General features: G+C 72.5%; 9 protein-coding genes. 5 read left to right on the top strand and 4 right to left on the bottom strand.

Annotated features, from left to right (window positions below):
* Positions 1–23: 23 nt before the first annotated feature.
* A complete protein-coding gene (locus AB0M28_RS21600) occupies positions 24–2,075 on the bottom strand; it encodes a phosphocholine-specific phospholipase C (protein WP_365407148.1) in 2,052 nt (683 codons plus the stop codon).
* A 336-nt stretch (positions 2,076–2,411) separates the two neighbouring features.
* Between AB0M28_RS21600 and AB0M28_RS21595 the strand changes: the two genes are divergently transcribed.
* Entirely contained in the window at positions 2,412–4,094 is a 1,683-nt protein-coding gene (locus AB0M28_RS21595) for a hydrogenase maturation protein (protein ID WP_365407145.1), read from the top strand.
* A 48-nt stretch (positions 4,095–4,142) separates the two neighbouring features.
* On the opposite strand, the gene AB0M28_RS21590 is transcribed toward AB0M28_RS21595, so the two are convergent.
* Positions 4,143–4,748, bottom strand: coding sequence for an isochorismatase family protein (locus tag AB0M28_RS21590; RefSeq protein WP_365407143.1), 606 nt, complete (start codon positions 4,746–4,748; stop codon positions 4,143–4,145).
* Between the two features lie 81 nt (positions 4,749–4,829).
* A complete protein-coding gene (locus AB0M28_RS21585; RefSeq protein ID WP_365407140.1) occupies positions 4,830–5,825 on the bottom strand; it encodes a helix-turn-helix domain-containing protein in 996 nt (331 codons plus the stop codon).
* Between the two features lie 139 nt (positions 5,826–5,964).
* Here AB0M28_RS21585 and AB0M28_RS21580 point away from each other — a divergent pair, with 139 nt between their 5' ends.
* On the top strand, positions 5,965–6,855 hold the full coding sequence (locus AB0M28_RS21580) for a sterol desaturase family protein (protein ID WP_365407137.1): 891 nt from the start codon (positions 5,965–5,967) through the stop codon (positions 6,853–6,855).
* Positions 6,856–7,019: 164 nt separating this feature from the next.
* A complete protein-coding gene (locus AB0M28_RS21575) occupies positions 7,020–7,661 on the top strand; it encodes a lysoplasmalogenase (protein WP_365407274.1) in 642 nt (213 codons plus the stop codon).
* 18 nt (positions 7,662–7,679) lie between these two features.
* Here AB0M28_RS21575 and AB0M28_RS21570 read toward each other — a convergent pair whose 3' ends face one another.
* The gene (locus AB0M28_RS21570) at positions 7,680–9,203 is read right to left on the bottom strand and encodes a S8 family serine peptidase (RefSeq protein ID WP_365407134.1); all 1,524 of its coding nucleotides are present in this window, start codon (positions 9,201–9,203) and stop codon (positions 7,680–7,682) included.
* A gap of 327 nt (positions 9,204–9,530) precedes the next feature.
* Between AB0M28_RS21570 and AB0M28_RS21565 the strand changes: the two genes are divergently transcribed.
* On the top strand, positions 9,531–9,854 hold the full coding sequence (locus AB0M28_RS21565; RefSeq protein ID WP_365407271.1) for a DUF485 domain-containing protein: 324 nt from the start codon (positions 9,531–9,533) through the stop codon (positions 9,852–9,854).
* Positions 9,851–11,476 carry a cation acetate symporter gene (locus AB0M28_RS21560; RefSeq protein WP_365407131.1) on the top strand — a complete coding sequence of 542 codons (1,626 nt, stop codon included), beginning with the start codon at positions 9,851–9,853 and terminating at the stop codon, positions 11,474–11,476. Before AB0M28_RS21565 ends, AB0M28_RS21560 begins: the two co-directional genes overlap by 4 nt.
* The last annotated feature ends 594 nt before the right edge of the window (positions 11,477–12,070 follow it).

The following is a 12,070-nucleotide window of genomic DNA, read 5'->3' as shown; positions in this document are numbered from 1 at the left end:
ACGCCTCCCGCCCGGGCCCGGAGTCACCCGGTGATCAGCGCCGGGTCGCTCACGCCCGCCGCGCCCGTCTCCACGTGGCCCGCGAACCGCCGCAGGAACGCCGCGTCGTCCTCGTCCGTCACCGACACGTCGAACCACCGCGCGCTGGCCCGCAGGTCCACCACGTGCGTGACCGTCTCCCCGCCGCGCACCGTGAACGTCTGCGAGGCGCCGCCGTAGGCGTTGGTGAGGGTCAGGTGGCGGTCGGCGGAGCCGTCGTTCGCCAGGTGCAGCGTCAGGTTGCCGGTCGCCGCGTCGTGCCGGGCGGTGACCTCCGGCCCGGCCGCCAGCGAGCCGCCGCGGAAGCGGGCCAGCGACCCGTTCGGCCCCCAGGCGGAGATGTCGTACGCGCCCTTCGTCGCCCAGGAACCCGAGATGCTCTTCCCGGCCTCCGCCGTGTACGAGCGGGGGTTCTGCTTGCGGCCCGTGGACGTGACGTAGAAGCAGGCGCCGGCCCGCTCGCCGCCCGAGAAGCTCACCGTGAACGCGCCCGAGGCCCGTCGGCCGTCCGTCACCGGCGCGTACGCCAGCGGGCGCGCCGGACGCGAACCCGGCTCCTGCTTGGGCATCGCCGGGTCGGCCGGCTGGGCGAAGAGGTAGCTGGGGTGGCGGTCGTTGTCCGGCGGCTCGTAGCCGGAGGTGTCCGGCAGCGGGGTGACGGAGGTGTCCGGCAGCGAGAAGTCGAACGCCGAGGTGAGGTCGCCCGCCACCGCCCGCCGCCACGGGGTGATGTTCGGCTCGTGCACCCCGAAGCGCTGCTCCATGAAGCGGATGACCGAGGTGTGGTCGAAGACCTCGGAGCAGACGTAGCCGCCCGTCGACCAGGGCGAGACGACGAACATCGGCACCCGCGGCCCGAAGCCGTACGGACCGGTCCTGGTGTAGCCGGCGACGCCGCCGTTGTAGATCTCCAGCGACGCGTCCGCCGTCGAGGCGCCGTGCGCCGCCGTGACGGGCGGCAGCGGCGGTACGACGTGGTCGAAGAAGCCGTCGTTCTCGTCGTACGTGATGAACAGCGCCGTCTTGCTCCACACGGCCGGGTTGGAGGTCAGCGCGTCCAGCACGCCCGCGATGTACCAGGCGCCGTAGTTCGGCGGGAAGTTGGCGTGCTCGGAGAACGCCTCGGGGGAGACGACGTACGACACCTTCGGCAGCCGGTCAGCCTGCACGTCCGCGCGCAGCTGCTCGAAGAAGCCCTCGCCCTTGCGGGCGTCGGTGCCGGTGCGGGCCTTGTCGTACAGCGGGTCGCCGGGCGCGGCGCCCCGGTAGTTGTTGAAGTACAGCAGCGAGTTGTCGCCGTAGTTGCCGCGGTACGCGTCGCTGATCCAGCCCCAGGAGCCGGCGGCGTCCAGTCCGTCGCCGACGTCCTGGTAGACCTTCCAGGAGACCCCGGCGGCCTCCAGCCGCTCCGGGTAGGTCCGCCAGCCGTAGCCGCGCTCCTCGTTGCCGAGGACGGGCCCGCCGCCGGAGCCGTCGTTGCCGATGCCGCCGGCGAACAGGTGGTAGCGGTTCGGGTCCGTCGCCCCGATGAAGGAGCAGTGGTACGCGTCGCAGACGGTGAACGCGTCGGCGAGGGCGTGGTGGAAGGGGATGTCCGAGCGGTTCAGGTACGACATGGTGGCGGCCGACTTCGCCGGGATCCAGCGGTCGTACTTGCCGTCGTTGTACGCGGCCTGGCCGCCGGACCAGTCGTGGTTCAGGCCCTGCAGGAACTTGCTGCCGAGGTCCGTGTCGTCGGGCCGGAACGGCAGCACCTCCTTCGAGCCGTCCGGCTGGTGGAAGACGGTCTTGCCGGTCGACGACAGCACCACGGGACGCGGGTCGCCGAAGCCGCGGACGCCGCGCAGGGTGCCGAGGTAGTGGTCGAAGGACTCGTTCTCCTGCATCAGGACGACGATGTGCTCGACGTCCTGGATGGTGCCGGCGCTGCGGGTCGCGGGGATGGACGCCGCGCGGGCGATGCTGCCCGAGAGGGCGGTGAAGGCGGCGGTGCCGCCCGCCAGCTGGAGAAAGCGGCGGCGGTCGAGAGTGGACATGAGGGTGAGCCTCCAGGCTGCCTGTACGGGTAGGGGGAGGGGCGCTTCACGGTCCAGTGCTTGTACGAAGCGGCGGTGACGCTAGCAAGAACCTGCGCGAAACTCCCCCTGAAGCGCACAGCTTTGATCAGTGACTTGGGGGAACCGTTAGATTTCCGGGCCGCCGCGAGCATGCTCGCGCACCCGCGCCCGCCGGCTCCCGAACGCATCCACCTGCCGCCTCCCGAACGCATATAGCGGAAACACTTGCCCGACCGGTCGGAAACCGGAATTCCCCTCACCCCATGTGGCGACCCGTGCACCAATGGTGAGCGCTCACACCCGCCCGGAGGACAGATGCGGATCCTGCTCATCGCCAGCGCCAACAACAGCCTCACCCAGCGCGTGGACGCCGAACTCCACGACCGCGGGCACGTCGTACGGCTCCAGCCGGCGGGCACCGACGAGGAGCTGTGCGCCGCCGCGCGCACCTTCGACCCGCACCTGATCGTCGCACCGATGCTCCGGACGGCGATCCCGAAGGAGCTGTGGGCGCGCCGGGTGTGCCTGGTGGTGCACCCCGGGCCGATGGGCGACCGGGGGCCGTCGGCGCTGGACTGGGCGATCGAACGGGGTGAGCACCGCTGGGGGGTGACCGTGCTGCAGGCGGCCGAGGAGTTCGACGCGGGGGACGTCTGGGCGAACGCCGCGTGCACGCTGCCCGCGGAGGCGTCCAAGAGCGACCTGTACCGGGGCGAGGTCGCCGACGCGGCGATGGAGGCCGTCCATCTGGCGGTCGACCGCTTCGCCTCCGGGGGGTACGCGCCCGAGCCCCTCGACTACTCCCGCCCCGACGTCACCGGCGAGGCCCGCCCCCGCTTCCGGCAGGAGCTGCGCCGGATCGACTGGGCCCACGACGCCACCGCGACGGTGCTGCGCAAGCTGCGCGCGGCCGACTCGCAGCCCGGCGTGCTCGACGAGATCGACGGCCGCGAGTACTTCCTCTACGGCGGCCACGAGGAGGACGAGCTCACCGGCCGCCCCGGCCGGCTCGTCGCCCGCCGGGCGGGCGCCGTCTGCCGGGCCACCGCGGACGGCGCCGTGTGGGTCACGCAGCTGCGGCCGCGCCGACGCGCCGGCGGCGAACCGACGTTCAAGCAGCCGGCCACCGTCGCGCTGGGCGACCGCGCCCGGCTGCTGCCCACCGTGCCCGTCCGGCTCGACCTCGCGGCCGGCCGCCGCACCTGGACCGACATCCGCTACCAGGAGGAGGGCGACGTCGGCCTCGTCCGCTTCTCCTTCCCGGCCGGGGCGATGTCCACCGGCCAGTGCAGGCGGCTGCTCGCGGCGTACCGGCACGCGCTTGCGCGGCCGACGAAGGTCGTCGTGCTCGGCGGCGCCCGGGACTTCTTCTCCAACGGCATCCATCTCGGCGTCATCGAGGCCGCCGCCGATCCGGCGCAGGAGTCCTGGGAGAACATCAACGCCATGAACGACCTCGTCGAGGCGGTCCTGACGACCGGCGACCGGCTCACCGTCGCCGCCCTCGGCGGCAACGCCGCGGCCGGCGGCGTGATGCTGGCGCTGGCCGCCGACGAGGTGTGGTGCCGGCGCGGCGCCGTACTCAACCCGCACTACCGGCGGATGGGGCTGTACGGCTCCGAGTACTGGACGTACACCCTGCCCCGCCGTGTGGGCCGCGAGCAGGCGCGGCGGCTCACCGAGGAGGCCCTCCCGGTCAGCGCCGCCCGCGCCCGCCATCTCGGCCTGGTGGACTGCGTGCTGCCCACCACCCCGTCCGGGTTCACGGCCGAGGTGCTCGCCCTCGCCGCCACCGTCGCCGGGTCACCGCATCTGCCCGCGCGGCTGCGCGAGAAGCGCCGCCGCCGCGCCCTGGACGAGGAGACCAAACCGCTCGCCTGGTACCGGTCGGGTGAACTGGCCCGGATGCGCCGCGACTTCTGGACCCCGGGCAAGCCGTACCACCGGCTGCGCTCGGCGTTCATACGCAAACAGCCGGCGGCGGTACGGGTGGCGTGACCGGGATCGCGCCGTCAGGTCTTCACGCCGTCAGATCCCGGCACGTCTTCACGCCGTCAGGTCCGCCACCCGGGACGCGACCGGGCCGAAGCGGTCGGCGACGGTGGCCAGCGCCGCGTCCCGCAGCGCGGCGGCGGAGACTGTGGTGCCGTCCGGTCCGGGCAGGGCGCGGGTGGCGGTGGCCTCGGCGACGACCGTGGGGCGGTAGCCGCGCGTGACGGCGCCGTGGGCGGTGAAGACCACGCACATGTGCGTCATGAACCCGGCCAGCACCAGATCCTCGCCCGCGCCCAGCTCCCGCAGGACCTTCTCCAGATCCGTCCCGGCGAAGGAGTCGGGGAACTCCTTGACCACGACCGGCTCACCGGCCGCCGGCGCGACCTCGGGGCTGATGGCGCCGATCTCGGCCCGGATGTCGTACGGGGTGCCCTCGCCGCTGTCGTTGAGGACATGTACGACCCCGGCGCCCGCGGCGCGGGCGGCGGCCAGCAGCCGGGCGCCGGCCGCCAGGGCCTGCTCGGCGCCGTCCAGGGCCATCACGCCCCGCCGGTAGGTGTTCTGGAAGTCGATCATGACGAGCGTCGAACCGGCCAGCTCCGGCAGCCGGTTGTCGAGGCCGAACACGTCACGCAGGGTCTGCGAAGGGGTGGTCATGGTGCTGTTTCCTTTCCATAAGTGAACAAAAAGGGCACGACGGGGCGCGAGGGCACGCCCTTTCGTGAACAAGACAGGCCGTCAGACCGCCGTACGGAAGCGGCGGCGGTACGCGGCCGGACTGGTGCCCAGCTGGCGCCGGAACGCCCGCTGCAGCGTCTCCAGCGACCGCAGCCCCGTCTCCTCGGCCACGGCCTCCAGCGGGCGGTCCGTGGTCTCCAGCAGCCGGCGTGCCGCCTCCACCCGCAGGGCCTCCACATAGGCGGCCGGGGTGCTGCCCGTCTCCTGTTTGAAGACCCGGGTGAAGTGCCGCTCGCTCAGGGACATCCGCTGCGCGAGCGCCGCCGCCGACAGGTCCGCCGCGAGATGCTCGCCGACGTACAGCCGCACCTCGTCGATGTCCCGGCGCGCGGACGCCGGCCGGCTCAGCGGGACGCTGAACTGGCTCTGCCCGCCCTGCCGGCGCAGATAGACGACGAGCTGCCGGGCCACCGCCAGCGCCGTCTCCTCGCCCAGATCGTCGGCCACCAGGGCGAGCGCCAGATCCAGACAGGCGCTGATCCCCGCCCCGGTCCACACCCGCCCCGAGCGGACGAAGATCGGGTCCGGGTCGACCGTGACCCGCGGATGGTCGGCGGCCAGTTGCCCGGCCGTCGACCAGTGCGTGGTCGCCGTCCGCCCGTCGAGCAGCCCGGCGGCGGCCAGCAGATGCGCGCCCACGCACACCGACGCGATCCGCCGCGCGCCGGGCGCGGTGGCCCGTACCCAGTCCACGACCCCGGCGTCGACGCGGGCCCGCGGGCCGGCCGGCTCCAGGTCGACGGCGCCGGGCACCAGCAGCGTGTCCACGCCGGTACCGACCTCGGCGAAGGCCAGGTCGGTGACCACACGCACGCCCGCTGAGGTGGTGACGGCCCCGCCCGCCGGACCGGGTCCGGCCAGCTCCACCCGGTAGCCGGCGCTACCGCCGGTCTCCCGGTTGGCCAGTGCGAAGACCTCGGCCGGCCCCGTGACGTCGAGCAGGTCGACGTCGGGGAAGACCGCGATCACGATCCGGCGGACGGGGTTCTGGGGCATGCGTCCATCCTCCGGCCCGGCACCGGTGACCGCAATGACGGGCTTGCGTCACATCCGGACACGCGGTCGGCCCTGGCTGCGTAAAACCGGAGGTCAGCCCTCTAGCCGGAGCCGCCGCGTCGGCCTTACTGTGCGGCCCATGCCCGTGCCTGATCTGCCCGACGTGGTCCTGTGGTCCATACCGGCCTTCATCCTGCTGACGATCGTCGAGGTCGTCAGCTACCGGCTGCATCCCGACGACGACGCCGCCGGGTACGAGACCAGGGACGCCGCCGCCAGCATCACCATGGGGCTCGGCAGCCTCTTCACCGACCTGCTGTGGAAGATCCCCGCGATCGCCGTCTACTCGGCCCTCTACGAGGCGACCCCGCTGCGGATCGACGTCACCTGGTGGTCCGTGCTGCTGATGCTGCTCGGCCAGGACTTCTTCTACTACTGGTCCCACCGGGGGCACCATGTGATCCGGCTGCTGTGGGCCTCCCACGTGGTCCACCACTCCAGCCGGAAGTTCAACCTCTCCACCGCCCTGCGCCAGCCGTGGACGAGCGCCACCTCCTGGCCGTTCTACCTGCCGCTCATCGTCTGCGGCGTGCATCCGGCGGCGCTGGCCTTCTGCTCCTCGGTCAACCTCGTCTACCAGTTCTGGATCCACACCGAGCGGATCGGGAAGCTGCCCCGGCCGTACGAGTTCGTCTTCAACACCCCCTCGCACCACCGCGTCCACCACGCCTCCCAGGGCGGCTACCTGGACCGCAACTTCGGCGGCATCCTCATCGTCTGGGACCGGCTCTTCGGCTCGTTCGCGCCGGAGACCGAGCGTTGCGCGTACGGGCTGACGAAGAACATCGCGACGTACAACCCGCTGCGGGTCGCCACCCACGAGTACGCCGCGATCGCCCGCGACGTGCGCGCGGCGCGCGGCTGGCGGGAGCGGGCGGGGCGCGTCCTCCGCGGCCCGGGATGGGAGCCGGAGCGGCCGGTGCCGGTACCTGGGGAGGCGGCTGGGGCGGCGGCCGGGATCCGGGCGTGAGCCGGGGGCTTCGGCGGCCTCGGAGGGTTTCTCCGCACCCCGCCGCCGGGCCCCCGTAGCGGAAGCTATTGTTCGGTGCACGCCGAGCCGTCCGAGGCGCGGGGTGCGAGAGGGGAAGGCGCACGATGAGCACCATCAGCCGCGGTCCGGCATGGGCGGACATCATGCCCCGGCCCCGGCCTCTGCTGCGGACGTTCGCCGCCGTGGCCGCCGTCCACCTCGTCGCCGTACTCATAGGCGTCGGCTGGCTCGACAACCTCACCAAGCCGCTGCTGATGCCCCTCCTCGCGGCGTACGCGGCGGCCCGCAAGGCGCCGCGCCTGCTGACGGTCGCGCTGCTCTGCGGCTGGGGCGGCGACGTGCTGCTGCAGTTCGGCTCCACCGTGCAGTTCCTCGTCGGCATGGGCTTCTTCGCCGCCGGACACGTCTGCTACCTGCTGCTGTTCCGGGTCCGCCCCGCGCTTCGCGCCGTCCTCGTGTACGCCGCCGTGTGGGCCGCCCTGATCGCCGCCCTGTGGGGCGGGCTGGACGCCGGACTCCGCGTCCCGGTCGCCGTCTACAGCCTGCTGCTCGCCGCCATGGCCTGCTGCGCCACCGGCGTCAACCGCAACACCGCCGTGGGCGGCGCGCTGTTCCTGCTGTCCGACACCCTGATCGCCACCGACCTCGCGGACTGGCCGCAGCTGCCGGCGGCGTCGTTCTGGGTGATGCTCACCTATCTCGCCGCCCAGTACCTGCTCACGGATGGTGTGCTGCAGCGGCAGCACACCATCCGTGAGACCGAGGGCCCGGCCACAGGTTCCTGAGGACGGGCCCCGGGGCCGCTACTTGGTGACCGCGTCGAGGGCGTCCACGATGCCGTCGCCGTAGAAGCCGTTGTCCGCGGCCGGACCGACGCACGTCGAGTCCTCGACGCCGTTGCCGTCCGGGTCGTAGAACGCCGGGCACGCCTCGTTGTCGGCCTGCGCCTTGAGCGCCGCCTGGAGCTGCTCGGGTGTCAGCTCCGGGTGCTTGCTCTTGATCAGGGCCGCGACGCCCGCCGCGTGCGGGCTGGCCATCGAGGTGCCCTGCAGGTAGGCGTAGCCGCCGCCGGGCATCGTCGACAGGATCCGGCCGTTGGCCGACGGGGTGTCGGGGATCTGGTAGCGGTCGCCGCCGGGCGCGGCGACGTCGATGACCCCGAGACCGTAGCTGGAGTAGTACGACTTGAGGTTCTTCACCCCGGTCGCGCTGACCGTCACGACACCGGGCAGCTGCGTCGGGATGTCGAAGCACTCGTGCGGGTTGACGGTCCGCGGGTACGCCGTGGAGTCGTCCGGGCTGGACTCGTCCAGCAGCGCGTCCGAGTCCAGGTCGTCGTTGGAGTTGCCCGCCGACGCCAGATGCAGCACGCCCTTGCCCTGTGCGTACCTGGAGGCCCGGTCGACCGCGTCGACGATGGCCCGCTGGTCGGGGTCGTCCATGCAGTTGTAGAGCCACGGGTCGATGTAGTAGCTGTTGTTGGTGATCTCCACGCCGTGGTCGGCCGCGAAGACGTAGGCACAGACCACGGCCTCCGGGAAGAACAGCGCGGTCTTCTTCTCGCTGACGCGGATGCCGGCGACCTTCACCCCCGGGGCGACACCGGCGACGCCGATGCCGTTGCGGGCGGCGGCGATCTCACCGGCCACATGGGTGCCGTGGTAGTCGTTCTTGGCGCTGTCCGGACGCCAGGCGCCGAAGCTGGTGTCGGCGACGCCGCCGACGCAGTTCGCCGACTGGGACGCGGAGAAGTTGGCCGCCAGGTCCGGGTGGGTGTCGTCCACGCCGGTGTCCACGACCGCCACGGTGACGCTCTGGCTGCCGGTGGATATCTTGTGCGCCTGGTCGGCCTTGATGGCCCGCAGATCCCACTGCTCGGCCTCGAGCGGCTCCGCCCCGTCGGCCGCGGTGGACGCGGCGCCGGCGGCGGGCTCGACCCGCTGCGGCGCGCCGACCTGGGTGGTCGTCTGCGGGCGCAGCGGCGCGGTGCGGGTGGCACCGGCCGAGTCGACACCGGGGACACGCCGTAGCTGCGCGCCGAAGCTGGGATTCGCCGAATGGGCGACGATCACGCCGATCTTGTCGTACGTGATGACGACGGATCCGGACGCCGCGGCTATCGCCGCCCGGACCCGGTCCAGGGTCGCCGCGTCCGTTCCGGTGTTCACCACATAGGTGAGTGTCTGCCCGTTGGAGCTGCCTGCGGGGTTGGTGCTGGCTGTCTCGGTGGCCGCGGCGACGCCGGGCAGGAACCCGACCGTCGCCGTGAGCGCCAGCCCGATGGAGGCGGCGAGCAGACGCTTCTGTCTGGAACCGGGATGAGTCATAGGGTCTCCAGCTCATCGTTGAGTCCGACCGGCCCGCGGGCGGAGCCCGCTGTCGGATGTGGCGAGGTCGCGGTCGGGGACATGGCAACGGAAGCTATCCCGATCATCGCCCCCGATCAATACGCCACTTGGCGCCGTATTCACCGTGTCAGGACCAGCAGCCACAGGCGGCGCATTTGTACCATGCGCCAAACGGCACATGTGACCCAGGTCGCAATAAGCCGGATACCTCCTCCCGCTCCACACGCCCACGCACCAGGAGTCATCGTGGCCACCGCACCACCACCGCCGTCACCGCACGAGAGCACCGCTCCCGGCGCCGCCGGGATCCCCCGGCAGCAGCGGGCGGGTCGCTTCACGAATGTGCAGAGGAGCGCCGAGTTCGCCGGACTGCGGCGCGCGCACCGCTCGTTCGCGTTCCCCGTGACGGTCGCCTTCGTCACCTGGTACCTGCTGTACGTCCTGCTGTCGTGCTACGCGGGCGGCCTGATGGGCCGCCAGGTCCCCGGCGGCCTCAACGTCGCGTTCGTGCTGGGCGTCGCCCAGTTCGCGACGACCTTCCTCATCGCCTGGTGGTACTCCCGGCACGCCGCCGCGCAGATCGACCCGCGGGCCGAGGCGCTCAGGAGCCGGCTGGAGGCAGACGCGTGAGCCGCCCCGGCGTACCCCTCGCCGTACAGGCGCAGGAGCACCGTCCACTGATCATCGGACTGTTCGGCCTCTTCGTGCTGGCGACGCTGGCCATCACCGTGTGGGCGGGGCGCAGCACGAAGGACGCGACGGACTTCTACGCGGGCGGGCGGTCGTTCACCGGTTTCCAGAACGGGCTGGCGATCTCCGGCGACTACATGTCGGCCGCGTCCTTCCTGGGCATCGCGGGCGCGATCGCGCTGTACGGCTACGACGGCTTCCTGTACTCGATCGGGTTCCTGGTGGCGTGGCTGGTGGCGCTGCTGCTGGTCGCCGAACCGCTGCGCAACTCGGGGCGGTTCACGATGGGCGACGTCCTGGCGTACCGGATGCGCCAGCGGCCGGTCCGCACCGCGGCCGGTGTCTCGACCATCGTCGTCTCGATCTTCTACCTGCTCGCCCAGATGGTCGGTGCGGGCGCGCTCGTCGCGCTGCTGCTCGGCATCACCAGCGACACCGGGAAGAACCTGATCGTCGTCCTGGTCGGGCTCATCATGATCCTTTACGTCACGGTCGGCGGGATGAAGGGCACCACCTGGGTGCAGATCGTCAAGGCGGGGCTGCTGATCGCCGGGGCGCTGCTGCTGACCGTGCTGGTCTTCAACCGTTTCGGGTGGAGCGTCACCGCGCTGCTCGACGCCGCCGCGGCCAACAGCGGCCAGGGGGCGGCGTTCCTGGAGCCGGGGCAGAAGTACGGCGCCACGGCCCTGTCGAAGGTCGACTTCATCTCCCTGGGGCTCGCCCTCGTCCTCGGCACGGCCGGTCTGCCGCACATCCTCATCCGCTTCTACACCGTGCCCTCGGCCAAGGCCGCCCGTACGTCGGTGAACTGGGCGATCGGCATCATCGGCGGCTTCTACCTGATGACCATCGCGCTGGGCTTCGGCGCCGCGGCGCTCATCTCCAAGGCGGAGATCACCGCCTCCAACCCGGCCGGCAACACCGCGGCGCCGCTGCTCGCGTGGCATCTGGGTGGGGGAGCGGGGTCCTCCGGCGGGGCGATCCTGCTCGCGGTGATCTCCGCGGTCGCCTTCGCGACGATCCTCGCGGTCGTCGCGGGTCTCACGCTCGCCTCGTCGTCGTCCTTCGCGCACGACATCTACGCCAACGTGATCAAGCGCGGGCGGGCCACGGAGCGGCAGGAGGTCGCCGCGGCGCGGCTGTCGGCGGTGTGCATCGGGGCGGTCGCCGTCTTCCTCGGCATCTTCGCCGGGAAGCTCAACGTCGCGGGGCTCGTCGCGCTCGCCTTCGCGGTCGCGGCCTCCGCGAACCTGCCGGCGATCCTGTACAGCCTCTTCTGGCCCGGTTTCACGACGCGGGGCGCGCTGTGCGCGATCTACGGCGGGCTGGCGGTGTCGGTCCTGCTGGTGCTGTTCTCGCCGGTGGTCTCGGGGCGGCCCACGTCGATGTTCCCCGGTCTGGACTTCCACTGGTTCCCGCTGGAGAACCCGGGCCTGGTATCGATCCCGGCGGGCTTCGCCCTCGGCTGGCTCGGCTCGCGACTGTCGCCCCCGGAGGACCCGGACGGCGAAAAGTACGCAGAACTAGAAGTCCGCTCCCTCTCAGGCGCCGGCGCCCACTGACGCCCCAAGCCCCCACCCACGGGGCGGAGCCCCCACCCACGGGGCGGGGGCTCCGCCCCGCCCGTGCCACAACGCCGCACGGCGCCCCACGCGACGCCGCGCGACGGGCGCAGCCACAACGCCGCGCGGCGTCCCGTACAGCACCGTGCGGCGATGCAGCCGCAACGCTGCGCGGCGTCCCGCGCAACGCCGCGCGACGGCGAGGCTGCACCGCTGCGGGCGGCTGGGCCGCCCAGGGGGCGGCACGGGCGGGGGCAGCGGCCCCGCAGACGACAGCGCCCCCGGGCCCCAGTCGAACGTCGGCGGGGCGAGGGGTGTGCTCGTGTCCCCTGGATGGTGCAGGACGCGCATCGCTACGAGGCGGTGCGGCCGCACCGCTGCCGGCGGCTGGGGCGGGAGCAGGCCCCGCAGACGGCGGCCCTCCCAGGCCCCGGGTCGAACGTCGGCGGGGCGAGGGGTGTGCTCGTGTCCCCTGGATGGTGCAGGACGCGCATCGCTGCGAGGCGGTGCGGCCGCACCGCTGCCGGCGGCTGGGGCGGGAGCAGGCCCCGCAGACGGCGGCCCTCCCAGGCCCCGGGTCGAACGTCGGCGGGG

The sequence above is a fragment of the Streptomyces sp. NPDC051940 genome, assembly GCF_040680895.1.
In the GTDB taxonomy this organism is placed as follows: Bacteria; Actinomycetota; Actinomycetes; order Streptomycetales; family Streptomycetaceae; genus Streptomyces.
This window is presented reverse-complemented; position numbering and strand designations above follow the sequence as displayed.

Excerpts from the sequence above, each read along its gene's own strand:
- AB0M28_RS21590 (WP_365407143.1), bottom strand. The coding sequence starts at position 4,748 with ATGACCACCCCTTCGCAGACCCTGCGTGACGTGTTCGGCCTCGACAAC.
- AB0M28_RS21595 (WP_365407145.1), top strand. The coding sequence starts at position 2,412 with ATGCGGATCCTGCTCATCGCCAGCGCCAACAACAGCCTCACCCAGCGC.
- AB0M28_RS21585 (WP_365407140.1), bottom strand. The coding sequence starts at position 5,825 with ATGCCCCAGAACCCCGTCCGCCGGATCGTGATCGCGGTCTTCCCCGAC.
- AB0M28_RS21580 (WP_365407137.1), top strand. The coding sequence starts at position 5,965 with ATGCCCGTGCCTGATCTGCCCGACGTGGTCCTGTGGTCCATACCGGCC.
- AB0M28_RS21570 (WP_365407134.1), bottom strand. The coding sequence starts at position 9,203 with ATGACTCATCCCGGTTCCAGACAGAAGCGTCTGCTCGCCGCCTCCATC.
- AB0M28_RS21575 (WP_365407274.1), top strand. The coding sequence starts at position 7,020 with ATGCCCCGGCCCCGGCCTCTGCTGCGGACGTTCGCCGCCGTGGCCGCC.
- AB0M28_RS21600 (WP_365407148.1), bottom strand. The coding sequence starts at position 2,075 with ATGTCCACTCTCGACCGCCGCCGCTTTCTCCAGCTGGCGGGCGGCACC.